This is a genomic window from Bradyrhizobium forestalis (assembly GCF_002795245.1).
In the GTDB taxonomy this organism is placed as follows: domain Bacteria; phylum Pseudomonadota; class Alphaproteobacteria; order Rhizobiales; family Xanthobacteraceae; genus Bradyrhizobium; species Bradyrhizobium forestalis.
Window position 1 is genome coordinate 257505 of the sequence record NZ_PGVG01000006.1, and the last position, 15095, is coordinate 272599.

Below are 15095 nucleotides of genomic sequence, written 5' to 3' on the forward strand. Positions count from 1 at the left end.
GGGAGAGGTGACCCAAGCCGGCGGGGGCATTGAGATGCAGTTCGCTCTGAACGAGGATCAGATCGCGGTTCGCGACATGGCGATGGCGTTTGCGGCGGAGAAGATCGCGCCGCACGCGCTGCGCTGGGACGAGGAGAAGCATTTCCCCGTCGACGTCATGCGCGAGGCCGCAAGCCTGGGTATGGGCGGTATCTATATCCGCGACGATGTCGGCGGCTCCGCCATGTCGCGCTTCGACGCGGCGCTGATCTTCGAGGCGCTGGCGACGGGCTGCCCGACCACCTCGGCCTTCATCTCCATCCACAACATGGCGAGCTGGATGATCGATGCCTTCGGCAGCGACACCCAGCGCCACACATGGCTGCCGAAACTCTGCACCATGGAGCTGATCGCGAGCTACTGCCTGACCGAGCCGGGCGCCGGCTCCGATGCGGCCGCTTTGCGCACCCGCGCGGTGCGCGACGGCGATCATTATGTCCTCAACGGCCAGAAGCAGTTCATCTCCGGTGCCGGCGGCACCGATGTGCTGGTCGCGATGGTGCGAACCGGCGGCGATGGTCCCGGCGGCATCTCGACCCTCGTCATCGACGGCAAGACGCCGGGCGTGTCCTTCGGCGCCAACGAGCGCAAGATGGGCTGGAACGCGCAGCCGACCCGCGCCGTGATGTTCGAGAACGCCCGCGTGCCGGTCGCCAACCGATTGAGCGAGGAGGGCGCCGGCTTCAAGATCGCGATGGCCGGCCTCGACGGCGGCCGCCTCAACATCACGGCGTGCTCGCTCGGTGGCGCCCAGACCGCGCTCGACAAGGCGCGCGCCTACATGAAGGAGCGCAAGGCGTTCGGAAAGCGGCTCGACGAATTCCAGGCGCTGCAATTCAAGCTCGCTGACATGGCGATCGAGCTCGAGGCCGCGCGCACATTTTTGTGGCGCGCCGCCGCAGCGCTCGACCGCAAGGACCCTGATGCCACCATGCTCTGCGCGATGGCCAAGCGGTTCGGCACCGATGTCGGCTTCGAGGTCGCCAACCATGCGCTGCAGCTGCACGGCGGCTACGGCTACCTCAGCGAATACGGCATCGAGAAGATCGTGCGGGACTTACGCGTGCACCAGATCCTCGAGGGCACCAATGAAATCATGCGGCTGATCGTGGCGCGCAAACTGATCGAGGGCGCGCGATGAGTTCAGTGGAAGAGGGCGATCTGGTCGCCCGCGTCGAGGGCGCCGCCGGCATCATCAGGCTCAACCGCCCCAAGGCGATCAACGCCGTGACGCTGGAGATGTTTCGCGACATCGAGAAGGCGCTCGACCGCTTCGAGGCCGATCCGGCCGTCGCCGTAATCCTGCTCGAAGGCGCCGGCGAGCGCGGCCTGTGTGCGGGCGGCGATATCCGCACGCTCTGGGAAAGCTCGAAAGTCAATGGCGATCTCGGCAAGATCCTGTGGCGCGAGGAGTACATCCTCAACGCCCGGATCAAGAGGTTTCCGAAGCCCTATGTCGCCTTCATGGACGGCATCGTGATGGGCGGCGGCGTCGGCCTTTCGGCCCATGCCAGCCATCGCGTCGTTACGGATCGCACGAAGCTTGCGATGCCCGAGGTCGGGCTCGGTTTCTTCCCCGACGTCGGCGGCACCTATCTGTTGTCGCGCTCGCCGGGCGAGATCGGCACCTATTTCGGCCTGACCGGCCAGACCATGAACGGGCCGGATGCGATCCACGCGAAGTTCGCGGACTGGGTGGTGCCGGCGTCGAGGCTGCCGGAGCTGCGGGAGGCGCTGACGAAGGTGCGTTCCGGTGCGACGGCCGCCGAGGTCGGCAAGCTCATCGACGGTTTTGCGACCGGCGAGACCGCGGGGCCGGTGGCTGCGAAGGAGCCTGTCATCGACGCGCTGTTCGGCTTCGACCGCATGGAGGACATCGTCGCGGCGCTGAAGCGCGACGGCTCGGAGTTCGCGCAAGCAACGCTGAAGACGCTCAACGAGAAATCGCCGCGCGGCATGGTCGTCACGCTGAAGCTGCTGCGCCTGGCGCGCACCGCGTCGAGCCTCGAAGAGTGCCTGGTGCGCGAATATCGCGCCGCGCTGGAGGTCTTCCGCAGCGACGATTTCCGCGAAGGCGTGCGCGCCGCCGTGATCGACAAGGACCGCAATCCGAGCTGGTCGCCGCGAGGAATCGAGGATGTGACGCCAGACATGCTTGCGCCGTATCTCGCCGAGATCGGCTCTGATGAGCTGAAGTTCAACCAGTGAAAGACGGGCAGCCGCCACGAACTCGGACCACCTCTCCCGTAGGGAGAGGTCGGATCGCATCTATAGATGCGATCTGGGTGAGGGGTTACAGTCTCACTACGCGCCGCGGCCCCTCACCCGGATTGCTCAGGCGCGCAATTGCGCGCCATGGCAATCCGACCTCTCCCCGCTGGGGAGAGGTGTTCCCGAGGCCGCTGCTGTGTCGAATTTCAGTGAACTCTAATCAACGAAACGTCTAGCGGAGGAAACGACAATGGCCACGATCGCATTCATCGGTCTCGGCAACATGGGCGGCCCGATGGCCGCTAACCTCGTCAAGGCCGGCCACAAGGTGGTGGCGTTCGACCTCGTCGAAGCCTCGCGCAATCAGGCCAGGGCCGATGGCGCCGGCATCGCTGACAGCGCCGCGGGCGCGGTGAAGGGCGCCGATGTGGTCGTCACCATGCTACCGGCCGGCAAGCACGTGCTCGGCGTCTGGAACGAGGTGGTTCCTGCCATGACCAAGGGTGCGCTGATCATCGACAGCTCCACCATCGACGTCGAAAGCGCGCGGCAGGCGCATGCGCTGGCGGCCAAGCATGGTGTGCTCTCGGTCGATGCGCCGGTCTCCGGCGGCACGGGCGGCGCCAAGGGGGCGACGCTCACCTTCATGTGCGGCGGTGACGACAAGGCATTTGCGGCGGCCAAGCCCGTGCTCGAAAACATGGGCAAGAAGATCGTGCATTGCGGCGGAGCCGGCGCAGGGCAGGCAGCAAAGATCTGCAACAACATGATCCTCGGCATTTCGATGATCGCGGTGAGCGAGGCCTTCGCGCTCGGTGAGAAGCTCGGGCTCTCGCACCAGGCGCTGTTCGATGTCGCCTCGACCTCGTCCGGCCAGTGCTGGTCGCTGACGACCTATTGCCCGGTGCCGGGCCCGGTGCCGACCTCGCCCGCCAACAACGATTACAAGCCGGGCTTTGCCTCGGCGCTGATGGTGAAGGATCTGACCTTGGCGCAGGACGCCGCGAAGGCCGCGGGCGCGGCGACGCCGCTCGGCAAGCATGCGCAGGAGATCTATCAGTCTTTCGACGCAGCCGGCCAGGGCGGGGTGGATTTTTCCGGAATTATCAAGCACGTTAGGAGTCTGGCCGGGAAAGCTTGATGACGACATTCCAGGAAGCGCGCGCGTTCCTTCTGCAACACCGCACGGATTACGAGACAGCGGTCAAAGATTTCCGCTGGCCCGATCCGGCTCCGTTCAACTGGGCGCTCGACTGGTTCGACGCCGAGCTGGCGGCACACGCGGAGAGCAGGGACCGGCCCGCGCTCTGGATCGTCGATGCCGCGCAGGACAAGCAAACCAAGCTGTCCTTCGCGGCGCTCTCGAAGCGCTCGAACCAGGTCGCGAACTTCCTCCGGGCGCAGGGCTTGAAGCGCGGCGACCACCTTTTGCTGCTGCTCAGCAACGTGGTTCCGCTATGGGAGACGATGCTTGCCGCGATGAAGCTCGGCGTGGTCGTGATTCCCGCCACCACGCTGCTCACCGCCGATGAGCTGCGCGACCGGCTCGATCGCGGCAAGGCCAAAGCGGTGGTGGCCGCCGAGGATCAGGTCGCAAAATTAGCGAACCTTGGTGCGGAGAATATTGTGCGCATCGTGGTGGGCGCTGCCTCCGAAGGCTGGCTCACCTATGACGAGGCGGCGAAAGCGCCAGAGAGTTTTGCGCCCGACGGCCCGACCAACGCCGACGACCCGATGCTGCTCTATTTCACCTCGGGCACGACGGCAAAGCCAAAGCTGGTGCGGCATAGCCAGCGCAGCTATCCGGTCGGCCATCTCTCGACGATGTACTGGATCGGGCTGCAGCCCGGTGACGTCCATCTCAACATCTCGTCGCCCGGCTGGGCCAAGCATGCCTGGAGCTGTTTTTTCTCGCCGTGGAATGCGGGAGCCGCCGTGTTCGTGGTCAACCAGCCGCGCTTCGACGCGAAGGGACTGCTCGCCACCATCGGCCGCTGCGGCGTCACCACGCTGTGCGCGCCACCGACGGTGTGGCGGCTGTTCATCCAGGAGAACCTTTCTTCCTTCAAGGTTGCCTTGCGCGAGGTCTGCGGCGCCGGCGAGCCACTCAATCCTGAGGTGATCGATCAGGTGCAGGCCGCCTGGGGCCTCACCATCCGCGACGGCTACGGCCAGACCGAGACCGCCGCGCTCGCCGGCAACTCGCCCGGCCAGAAGATCAAGATCGGCTCGATGGGCCGGCCGCTGCCGGGCTATCGCGTGCAGATCAGCGATGCCGACGGCCATCCGGCGACGGAAGGCGAGGTGACGCTGCTGCTGGGCACCGATCGCCCCGCGGGCCTGATGCAGGGCTATCAGGGCGACGACGGCAAATTGTCCGGCGCCGAGGGCGAGCTCTATCGCAGCGGCGACGTGGTGTTCGCGGATGAGGACGGCTATCTCACCTTCGTTGGCCGTTCCGACGATGTGTTCAAATCCTCCGATTACCGCATCAGCCCGTTCGAGCTGGAGAGTGTGCTGCTGGAGCATGAGCTGGTCGCGGAAGCCGCGGTGGTGCCGAGCCCGGATCCGATCCGGCTCGCGATTCCCAAGGCGTTCGTGCTGCTGACCTCGGGCGCCGAGCGCACGCCGGAGACCGCGCTGTCGATCTTCAAGCACCTGCACACGCGCCTTGCGCCGTTCAAGCGCATCCGCCGCCTGGAAATCGTCACCGAGCTGCCGAAGACGATCTCTGGCAAAATCCGCCGTGTGCAGCTACGACGGCTCGAACGCGACGATGATCGCACCGATCCGCTGCGCGGCCGGGAATTCCGCGAGGAGGATTTTCCGGAGCTGCCGAAAACACGGAGTGAGACCTAAGTGAACCAAATCTGGAAGTCGCCGCCGATCACGCTTCAGGCCTATCAGGCCCTGGTCGGCAAGGAGATCGGCGTGTCGTCCTGGCACCTGATCGATCAGCCCCGCATCGACACCTATGCCGACGTGACCGAGGATCACCAGTTCATCCATGTCGATCCCGAGAAGGCGAAGGCGACCGCGTTCGGCACCACCATCGCGCACGGCTTCCTGACGATGTCGATGCTGTCGGTGATGTCCTATGAGGTGATGCCGGCGATTGCGGGCACCACGATGGGCGTGAACTACGGCTTCGACAAGCTGCGCTTCATCTCGCCCGTCCGCTCGGGCAAGCGCATCCGCGGCCGTTTCGTGCTGGCCGAAGCCAAGCTGCGCAAGCCCAACGAATTGCAGTCCCGCACCAATGTCACGGTCGAGATCGAGGGCGAGGACAAGCCGGCGCTGATCGCGGATTGGCTGGGGTTGATCTATTTCGAGTAACTCCGCCCGTCATGGCCGGGCTTGACCCGGTCATCCATCGCTGCTCAAAAGCTGACCAAGTCGATGCGCGGAGCTTTCTTACCCTCTCCCCTTGTGGGAGAGGGTGGCTTCGCGGAGCGAAGCCGGGTGAGGGGTATCTCTCCGCGGACTCGCTCGTAGAGACAACCCCTCATCCGGCGCCGTAGCCGACGCTAGGCGTCGGCGTCCATTTTAGGTACGGCGGCCGTAGGCCGCCTATGCCACCTTCTCCCACAAGGGGAGAAGGAAGAAGAAGCAGGAACTTCACTCATGGCAATCAGGTTCGACGGACGCGTCGCCATCGTCACCGGCGCAGGCAATGGTCTCGGACGCGCGCACGCGCTGGGGCTGGCGAGCCGCGGCGCCAAGGTCGTGGTCAACGATTTCGGCGGCGCGCGTGACGGCACCGGCGGTTCGCTGTCGCCGGCGGAGGCCGTGGTCGAGGAGATCCGCAAAGCCGGCGGCACCGCGATGGCCGACGGCGCCGACGTCTCCAATTTCGAGCAGGTCACCGCCATGGTCGAGCGCGCCACCAAGGAGTGGGGCAGCGTCGACCTCTTGTGCGCCAATGCCGGCATCCTGCGCGACAAGTCGTTCGGCAAGATGGAAGCGGCCGATTTCCAGAAGGTGCTCGACGTGCATCTCGTCGGCACCTTCTATTGCTGCAAGGCGGCCTGGGCCGGCATGCGCGACCGCAACTACGGCCGCATCGTGCTGACGACGTCGTCCTCGGGCCTCTACGGCAATTTCGGCCAGGCCAACTACGGCGCGGCGAAATCCGGTATGGTCGGCCTTATGAACGTGCTGGCCGAAGAAGGTCGCAAGAACAACATTCGCGTCAACATCATCTCGCCGACGGCGGCCACCCGCATGACCGAAGAGCTGCTGCCGCCGCAGGCGCTGCAATTGATGAAGCCGAACGCCATCACGCCCGCCGTCGAGTACATGCTCAGCGAGGACGCGCCGACCCGCACCATCATGGGCGCGGGTGCGGGCTCCTTCGCGGTGATCAAGATTGTTGAGAGCGAGGGCATCAATTTGCCGGAGTCCGAATGGACGCCGGACGCGGTCGCGGCGCACTTCGCCGAGATCAGCGACATGTCGAAGGCGAAGGCGCTCACGGGCGCGTTCGAGCAGACGCAGAAATATGTAGCCCAGGCCGCGGCGCGGGCGGGGATCAAGCTCTGACTGTCGTCGCCGTCATCGGCGCCGGTCCCGCCGGGCTGATGGCGGCGGAGATGCTGGCGCGGGGCGGCGCCCGCGTCACCGTCTATGACGCAATGCCATCCGCGGGCCGCAAATTCCTGATGGCGGGCCGCGGCGGGCTCAACCTCACCCACAGCGAGCCGCTGCCGCAGTTCATGGCGCGCTATCGCGAGGCGGCACCGAAGCTGCAAGCGGCCATCGAGGCATTTTCGCCCGAGGCGTTGCGGGCCTGGAGCGTAGCGCTGGGCGAGCCGACTTTTGTCGGCAGCAGCGGGCGGGTGTTTCCAGAGGCGTTCAAGGCGTCTCCGCTGCTGCGGGCCTGGCTGCGGCGGCTCGATGCCGCTGGCGTCCGGTTCGCCTTTCGCCATCGTTGGAGCGGCTGGGACGGCGAGGGGCGGCTGCTGTTTCAAACACCCGATGGCACATCGGCCGTCGCCGCTCGCGCCACCGTGCTCGCGCTCGGCGGCGCAAGCTGGCCACGCCTGGGCTCGGACGGCGGCTGGGTCGACATCCTCGCGGCAAAAGGCATTGCCGTCACAAAACTCCGGCCGGCCAATTCCGGCTTCACGGTCGCATGGTCCGACGTGTTTCGCGACCGCTTCGAGGGCCAGCCGCTCAAAGGCGTCGCGCTGACGATCGGTGCGCACACGGTGCGCGGCGAAGCGATGATCACCCGCAGCGGCATTGAAGGCGGCGCGATCTATGCGCTGTCGGCCGAGTTGCGCGAGGCGGTGCTGGATCTCGGGCAGGCGCGGCTGGGAATCGCATTGCGGCCCGACCTCGACGCCGCCGCACTGACCACGCGGCTGTCGGGGACGCGCGGCAAGCAATCGCTGGCGAATTTCCTGCGCAAGGCAGCGCAATTGTCGCCGGTCGGCATCGGCCTGATGCAGGAGGCCGCCATCGCATCCGGCCGGCCGCTGGCGGCGTTCTCGCCGGCCGAGCTGGCGCAGCTGATCAATGCCATTCCGGTTCAGCTCACCGGCACAGCCCCGATCGAGCGGGCGATCTCGACGGCGGGCGGGATTGCTTTCGACGAGCTCGACGAGCGCTTCATGCTGCGCAAATTGCAAGGTGTGTTCGCCGCCGGCGAGATGCTGGACTGGGAAGCGCCGACCGGCGGCTACCTGTTGCAGGCGTCGTTTGCGACGGGGGCGGCCGCGGGCAGGGGTGTGTTGGCGTGGCTGAAGCGTTCTTAGAACGCCGCCGCCCTTCGAGGGCCGCTGAAGAAGCGGCCACCTCAGGGTGACGGCTGCGAGAGAGCGCCTCCCTGACGAGGTCCCAGAGAGAGCGTCATCCTGAGGTGCGTGCGGCGCGATGCAAAGCATCGCGCCGGGAGCCTCGAAGGATGCGCGGGCGCTCCTACCTCAGCTTCCCCCGTGCCGCGACCGGCAGCGTGCCGATGATCTCCTCGCCGCGCACCATCACCACTTCGTCCATCATGTTGACGACGACGCAGACATGGTTCGGCACGATGCGGACGACGTCGCCGACGTTCGGCCTCGTGTTGCTGCGGGACAGGTCGAGGAAGCCGTGCTCCTCGGCGAATCTTGCGATCTTGGCTTCGGGGTGCTCCAGGATCAGGCCGTGGCCGTCGAGGCCGCCGGTGTCGGTCGTCAGCGTCTTCGAGCCGGCATCGAGGATACCGCGCTCGGGCGCGGCGCGGCTCACCACCGTCGAATAGATGTGCAGCGCGCAATCGTCCCAGGTCGCCGAGCCGACCGCGACCTGCATGCGGTCGTTGTAGATGTAGGTGCCGAAGCGATGCTCGGTGCCGCCCTTGAGCTTGCCGAGGTTCTTCAGGTTCGGCGTGCCGCCGGTCGAGACGATCTTCGCATCCAGCCCATGCGCGCGCACGCCAGCCAGCGCCTCGTCGTAAAACTTCTGCGCCTCAGTCCAGCCGGTCTCGGTCGGGTACAGCATGAAGCCGGCGAACTCCAATCCCTTGAACGCGGCGATCTCGCGCGCCAGCGCAATCGCTTCGGCCGGTGTCTCCACGCCCGCACGCTTGCGGCCGGTGTCGCATTCGACCACGACCGAGAGCGGACGGCCCGACGCCGCAGCCGCCTTCGGCAGGCCGGCGACGACGGTCGAATTGTCGGCCGCCACCGTCATGTTGGCCTTGGCCTGCAACGCGCCGAGGCGGGCCATCTTCTCCTCGCCAAGCAGATTATAGCTGATCAGGATGTCGTCGATGCCGGCATTGGCCATGATCTCGGCTTCACCCAACTTCTGGCAGGTGATGCCCTTGGCGCCGGCCGCGACCTGCATCTTGGCGATGGTCGGGTTCTTGTGCGTCTTGATGTGCGGCCGGTTGGCGATCCCTGCATCATCGCAGGCCTTCTGGATCCGCGCGATGTTGCGTTCAACCCTGTCCATGTCGATGACAGCGCAGGGCGTGCCGTATTCGCGGGCGATCTTGGCGGCGAGGGGAGTGGTCATGATTTAAGCCTGTTCTATCTCTTCGCGGAGCATTTCAAGTTCGAGCCAGCGCTCTTCGGCGGCGGACAGTTCGTCATGCGCCTTGGCGATCGCGGCCGACGTATCGTCGAATTTCTTGCGGTCCTTGGCGTAGAGGTTGGGGTCGTCCAGCACGCGTTGCAGCTTGGCGATGTCGGCGTGCAACGTCTCCATCTTCTTCGGCAGTGTTTCCAGCGCGTGCTTCTCGTTGAAGCTCAGCTTCCGTTTCGGCGCCGACGCCGGAGCGGCGGATCGCTCCTCTTTCTTCTCCGCAGGGGCTTGCGCCTTCGCCGTCTCGCGTTTGAGATCCGCACCGCGCTGGCTAAGCATGTCGCTATAGCCGCCGGCATATTCGATCCACTTGCCGTTGCCTTCGGGCGCGATCACGGAGGTGACGACGCGATCGAGGAAGTCGCGATCGTGGCTGATCAGGATGACGGTGCCGTCGTAGTCACCGAGCATCTCCTCGAGCACGTCGAGGGTCTCGAGGTCGAGATCGTTGGTCGGCTCGTCCAGCACCAGCAGGTTCGACGGCTTGGCCAGTGCGCGCGCCAGCATCAGGCGGCCGCGCTCGCCGCCGGAGAGCACCTCCAGCGGCGTGCCGCGCTGCGCCTGCGCGAACAGAAAGTCTTTCATGTAGCCGACGACGTGCTTCGGCTTGCCGCCGACCATGACGTGGTCGCCGCGGCCGCCGGTCAGCGCTTCCGCCAGCGTCGATTTGGGATCGAGACTCTCGCGGTGCTGGTCGAGCGTGGCCATCTCCAGATTGGCCCCGAGCCGTATTGTGCCGGAATCAGGCGGCATGCCGCCGGTGAGCAGATTGACCAGTGTTGTCTTGCCGGCGCCGTTCGGGCCAATGATGCCGAGCCGGTCGCCGCGCTGGATACGGGTCGAAAAATTCTCGACGATCTTGCGCTCGCCATAGGCCTTGGTGATGCCCTTGGCCTCGATCACCAGCTTGCCGGACTGCTCCGCCTCGCTAGCTGCGAGATTGGCGCTGCCGGCGGTGCCGCGATAGTTGCGGCGCTGGTCGCGCAGCGCATGCAGATTGGCGAGCCGCTTGACGTTGCGCTTTCGGCGGCCGGACACGCCGTGGCGCAGCCAGTGCTCCTCGTCGACGATCTTGCGGTCGAGCTTGTGCTGGTCGCGCTCTTCTTCCGCGAGCACCTCGTCGCGCCAGGTCTCGAACGAGGCAAAGCCGCGGTCGATCTGCTTGATCCTGCCGCGGTCGAGCCATGCCGTCGAGCGCGACAGATTGGTGAGGAAGCGGCGGGCGTGGCTGATGATCACCAGCGCGCTACGGCGGCTGTCGAGCTCCTGTTCCAGCCATTCGATGGTGGAGAGGTCGAGATGGTTGGTCGGCTCGTCCAGCAGCAGGATGTCGGGCGAGGGTGCCAGCACACAGGCGAGCGCGGCGCGGCGCGCCTCGCCGCCGGAGAGATTGTGCGGGCTCTCGTCGCCGGTGAGGCCAAGCTGCTCGAGCAGGTAGCGCGCCTGGTGATGGTCGTCACCCGGCGCGAGCCCCGCCTCGACATAGGCGAGCGTGGTCTTGTGCTCGCCGAAGTCAGGCTCCTGCGGCAGATAGCGCACGGTCGCGCCCGGCTGCACGAAGCGCGTGCCGCCGTCGGGCTCGACGAGGCCCGCCGCGATTCTGAGCAGCGTCGACTTGCCGGAGCCATTGCGGCCGATCAGACAGACGCGCTCGCCTGGCGCGACATTGAGCTCGACGCCGCTTAGGAGCGGCGTGCCACCAAAGGTCAGCCTGATGTCTTTCAGTTGGATCAGCGGCGGCGCCATGATCAGCCCTGACTCATTGCGGCCTGATCGGCACGGCGGCGCTGGATCCGGCGCAGCGTCTGGTCGAGCGCCGAGAGGAAGGCGGAGCGGTCGCGCAGTGCGAACGAGCGCGGGCCGCCGGTGACTTCGCCGGCCGAGCGCAGATCCGTCATCAGGTTGCGCACCGCCAGCGTCATCCCGATCGACGCCTCGGTGAACGGCTTGCCGTTCGGCGCGATGACGTCCGCGCCGGCCTTGACGCAGCGGCTGGCGAGCGGAATGTCCGAGGTCACGACGACGTCGCCGGGCTTGGCGCGCTCAGCGATCCAGTCGTCGGCGGCGTCCATGCCGGCGCCTGCGGCGACGCGCTCGATCAGCGGGTCCTGCGGCACGCGGATGAAATTGCCGGCAACAACGCTCACGGGCACGCCGTGCCGGATCGCGACGCGATAGATCTCATCCTTCACCGGACAGGCGTCGGCGTCGACATAGATGCGGGTGGGGGTGTCGGTCATTCCGCCGCGTGGTACCCCATTCGGGCGGCAAAGGCGAGGGGATTGACCGGTGTTCCCGGGGCCCTACGATCGCCCTTGAAACAACAAGAATATGGGGAAAGCCAAGCCATGCCGAACCGGCTCGAAACCTACCGCGTCGAGGCCTACAACACCGCAAAACAGTCCGAAAACAAGATGCACGACGACACGGTGGCCCGCCGCTTCGGCTTTTCCGGCGGGCTGGTCCCCGGCGTCGATGTCTTCGCTTACATGATGCACGTGCCGATCGCGCGCTGGGGCCGCGATTTTCTGTCGCGTGGGCTGGTCGAGGGCCGCTTCATCAAGCCGGTCTATGACGGCGAGACCGCCGATGTCGATGCCACCGAGCACAACGGCCTGCTTACGATCGAGGTGTTCAGCTGCACCGAGCTTTGCGCCACGGGGACAGCCGTGTTGCCGACGGCTGTGCCTGCGATGTCATTGAGCGAGTATGTCGAGGTCCCGGCCGTTGCCGAACGCAAGCCGGTCAGCCCGGCGACGTTCGAAACGGGCAAATGGCTCGGCACGACGCCGCGTCGCTGGGCCGGGCAGGATGCCACGGATTATCGCGCGGACATCAGAGAGGCCGATCCGATCTTTGCCCGCGAGGGGCTCGGCCACCCCGGCCTGATCCAGCGCGTCATGAACCGTGTGCTGGTCGACAACACCATCCTGGGCCCGTGGATCCACGTCGGCAGCCGCATGCAGCTGCTGTCGCCAGCACGCGCCGGGGACGAGATCACCGCGCGGGCAAAAGTGACGGCGAACTACGAGAAGAAGGGCCACCGCTTCGTCGAGCTCGACGCACTCGTCGTCGCTAACGGCACGACGCCGCTCGCCCACTGCCAGCACACCGCAATCTACCAGCCGCGCGAGCAGGCCGCGGCGTAGGCTTTTCGTGCCGTCATTCCGGGGCGCTCCGCAGGACCGAACCCGGAATCTCGAGGTTCCGGGTTCGATGCTTCGCATCGCCCCGGAACGACTGAATCATATTCAGACGGTGTCATTCCCCGCGAAGGCGGGAATCCAGTACGCCGCGGCTTCCCGGCTTTAGCCGTGCTGTCTCTGGAATACTGGATCACCCGCCTTCGCGGGTGATGACAGCGGAAGGCTGGGAAGCAGCAAGCTCCTCTTACGCCGCCTTGGCCTTCGCCTCCTGGATCGCGCGCCACACGCGCTCCGGGGTCAGCGGCATGTCGATGTGCTTGATGCCGTAGTCGGAGAGCGCATCGAGCACTGCGTTCACTACCGTCGACAGGCTGCCGGCGCAGCCGGCTTCGCCGCAGCCCTTGCTGCCGAGCGGATTGGTGGTTGCCGGCACCGGGTGGTCGCCGACCGTCATGTTCGGCACGTCCTCGGCGCGGGGCAGGGCGTAGTCCATCAGCGAGCCCGTGATCGGCTGGCCGCTGTCGTCGTAGCGGATGTACTCCATCAGCGCTTGCCCGATGCCCTGAACGACGCCGCCATGCAGCTGGCCCGCGACCAGCATCGGGTTGATCACCGTGCCGAAATCGTTGACGGCGCTGTAGCGCACGATCTGCACGACGCCGGTCTCGGGATCGATCTCGACCTCGGCGACGTGGCAGCCGTTCGGGAAGGCTGACGGCACCGGCTCGCTGGTGTGGTCGACGTCGAGCGAGTCAGGCACGCCCTCCGGCACCTTGCCGTCATGCAGGCGTCTGGCGAGCTCCATGATATCGATGCTGCGGTCGGTGCCGGCAATCGTAAAGCGGCCGCCTTCGAACTCGATGTCGGCTTCGGAGGCTTCCAGCATGTGCGCGGCAGCATGCTTGCCCTTCTCGATCACGAGCTTGGCAGCGCCTACGATCGCCATGCCGCTCGCGGTGATCGAGCGCGATCCGCCGGTGCCGTTGCCGGTGTGAACGATGTCGCTGTCGCCCTGCACGAGCTTCACGCTCTCGAAGGGGACACCGAGCTGCGCGCTCAGCACCTGCGCGAACGGGGTGGCGTGGCCCTGGCCGTAATCGAGCGTGCCGGTGATCAGCTGCACGGTGCCGTCAGCGTCGAACACGATCTTGCCGAGCTCGGGGCTCGGCGGCGCCGTGACCTCGAGATAGGAGCCGACCGCGATGCCGCGCAGCTTGCCGGCCTTCCGGCTCTCCTTCTTGCGCTTGGTGAAGTTCTCGTGATCGGAGATGTCGAGCGCCTTGTTGAACACGGCCTGGAAGTCGCCGCTGTCATAGGTGACGCCGGAGGAGGCCGGGAACGGCATCTGGTTCGGCTTGATGAAGTTGCGCTTGCGCAAGGTCATCCGGTTGATGCCCATCTCGTCGGCGGCGCGGTCGATCAGCCGCTCCATGTAGTAATTGGCCTCAGGCCGACCGGCGCCGCGATAGGCGCCCATCAGCGTGGTGTTGGTGAGCACCGTCTTGATGTCGACACCCATCAGCGGCGTGCGGTAGACGCTGGAAAAGTTCTTGCCGGTGTTGAGCGAGAGCGGGCCCGGCGCGACGCCGGTGATGTAGGCGCCGAGATTGCCGTAGCCGGACAGCTTTGCTGCAAGGAAGTGCCCCTCGGCATCGAGCGCAAGCTCGGCGTGAATCTTCTGCGCGCGGCCGTGGCTGTCGGAGAGAAAGCTGGTCGAGCGCTCGTCCAGCCACTTCACCGCCCGTCCCAGTTCCTTCGCCGCATACAGGATGCACATGTATTCGGGATAGTTGATGTTCTTCATGCCGAAGGAGCCGCCGACATTGGCGGTGAGGATGCGTACCTTCTCGTTCGGCACCTTCAGGTTCTTGGCGAGATTGGCGCGGTTGCCGGCGACGCCCTGCGTCGGCACCTGAAGCGTGTAGCGCTCGGTCTTCTTGTCGTAGGAGGCTAGCCCAACGCGTGGCTCCATCGAGACCACGGCGACGCGTGTGTTCTCGATGTCGAGCTTGGTCACATGAGCGGCGCTGGCAAAGGCCGCGTTGACCTTGTCCATGTCGCCATAGTGGTAGTCGAGCGCGACGTTGTTGGGGATGTGGTCATAGAGCTGCGGCGCGCCGGACTTGGCGGCCTCCTCGGGATCGGTCACCGCCGGCAGTGGCTCGATGTCGAGCTCGACCGCTTCGGCCGCGTCGCGCGCCTGCGCCAGCGTCTCCGCCACCACGAAGGCGACGGGATCGCCGACGAAGCGGACCTTGTCGGTCGCCAGCGGCTGGCGGTTGGTCTGGAGCAGGGGCGAGCCGTCACGGCTCTTCAGCGGCAGGCCGCAGGTGAAGGGGCCGTAACCGGCGGCATCGAGATCCTTGCCGGTCCACACTCCCAGCACGCCCGGCATCGCCCTGGCGGCATCAAGGCCGACGCCGCGGATGATGCCATGGGCATGGGTGGAGCGGACGATCACGGCATAGGCCTGGCCCGGCAGGTTGAAATCGTCGGTGTAGCGGCCCTTGCCGCGCACCAGCGTGTCGTCCTCCTTGCGGCGGACCGGTTGCCCGACGCCATATTTTTGCAGTGCAATAGCGTTCTCGAGCGTGGACGATTTGGTGTGTTCTTGCATGGAATTGACCT

Annotated in this window: 11 protein-coding genes and 1 pseudogene; 8 read left to right on the plus strand and 4 right to left on the minus strand. The window is 66.1% G+C overall.

Annotation, left to right across the window (positions count from 1 at the left end; all coding sequences use genetic code 11):
* Positions 1–34 precede the first annotated feature (34 nt).
* From CVM73_RS10320 to CVM73_RS10350, 7 genes and pseudogenes are all read left to right on the plus strand, one after another.
* A complete protein-coding gene (locus CVM73_RS10320; RefSeq protein WP_100231889.1) occupies positions 35–1180 on the plus strand; it encodes an isobutyryl-CoA dehydrogenase in 1146 nt (381 codons plus the stop codon).
* Positions 1177–2247 (plus strand): enoyl-CoA hydratase/isomerase family protein, encoded by a 1071-nt coding sequence (locus tag CVM73_RS10325; protein WP_100231890.1) that lies wholly within the window; start codon positions 1177–1179, stop codon positions 2245–2247. The genes CVM73_RS10320 and CVM73_RS10325 overlap by 4 nt, the downstream gene beginning before the upstream one ends.
* A 247-nt stretch (positions 2248–2494) precedes the next feature.
* Positions 2495–3391 (plus strand): annotated as a pseudogene (mmsB, locus tag CVM73_RS10330) (3-hydroxyisobutyrate dehydrogenase); the annotation flags it as partial.
* On the plus strand, positions 3391–5109 hold the full coding sequence (locus CVM73_RS10335) for an AMP-binding protein (RefSeq protein ID WP_100231892.1): 1719 nt from the start codon (positions 3391–3393) through the stop codon (positions 5107–5109). The pseudogene mmsB and the gene CVM73_RS10335, both read left to right, overlap by 1 nt.
* Entirely contained in the window at positions 5110–5586 is a 477-nt protein-coding gene (locus CVM73_RS10340; RefSeq protein WP_100231893.1) for a MaoC family dehydratase, read from the plus strand.
* Positions 5587–5874: 288 nt separating this feature from the next.
* Positions 5875–6792, plus strand: coding sequence for an SDR family NAD(P)-dependent oxidoreductase (locus CVM73_RS10345; protein WP_100231894.1), 918 nt, complete (start codon positions 5875–5877; stop codon positions 6790–6792).
* A complete protein-coding gene (locus tag CVM73_RS10350) occupies positions 6789–8009 on the plus strand; it encodes a BaiN/RdsA family NAD(P)/FAD-dependent oxidoreductase (protein ID WP_100231933.1) in 1221 nt (406 codons plus the stop codon). The genes CVM73_RS10345 and CVM73_RS10350 overlap by 4 nt, the downstream gene beginning before the upstream one ends.
* 163 nt (positions 8010–8172) lie before the next feature.
* Here the strand turns inward: CVM73_RS10350 and CVM73_RS10355 are convergent, their stop codons facing one another.
* Genes CVM73_RS10355 through CVM73_RS10365 form a run of 3 tightly spaced genes read right to left on the minus strand, consistent with a single transcriptional unit; the run spans position 8173 to position 11561 of the window.
* Positions 8173–9252, minus strand: coding sequence for a D-TA family PLP-dependent enzyme (locus CVM73_RS10355; protein ID WP_100231895.1), 1080 nt, complete (start codon positions 9250–9252; stop codon positions 8173–8175).
* Between the two features lie 3 nt (positions 9253–9255).
* Positions 9256–11067 (minus strand): ABC-F family ATP-binding cassette domain-containing protein, encoded by a 1812-nt coding sequence (locus CVM73_RS10360; protein WP_100231896.1) that lies wholly within the window; start codon positions 11065–11067, stop codon positions 9256–9258.
* A 2-nt stretch (positions 11068–11069) separates the two neighbouring features.
* Positions 11070–11561, minus strand: a complete 492-nt coding sequence (locus tag CVM73_RS10365; protein ID WP_100231897.1) for a YaiI/YqxD family protein — start codon at positions 11559–11561, stop codon at positions 11070–11072.
* Positions 11562–11669: 108 nt separating this feature from the next.
* On the opposite strand from CVM73_RS10365, the gene CVM73_RS10370 reads away from it, so the two are divergent.
* Complete coding sequence (locus tag CVM73_RS10370; protein WP_100231898.1) at positions 11670–12470, plus strand: hotdog family protein; 801 nt, start codon at positions 11670–11672, stop codon at positions 12468–12470.
* Between the two features lie 241 nt (positions 12471–12711).
* Here the strand turns inward: CVM73_RS10370 and CVM73_RS10380 are convergent, their stop codons facing one another.
* Entirely contained in the window at positions 12712–15084 is a 2373-nt protein-coding gene (locus CVM73_RS10380; RefSeq protein ID WP_100231934.1) for a xanthine dehydrogenase family protein molybdopterin-binding subunit, read from the minus strand.
* Positions 15085–15095 lie beyond the last annotated feature (11 nt).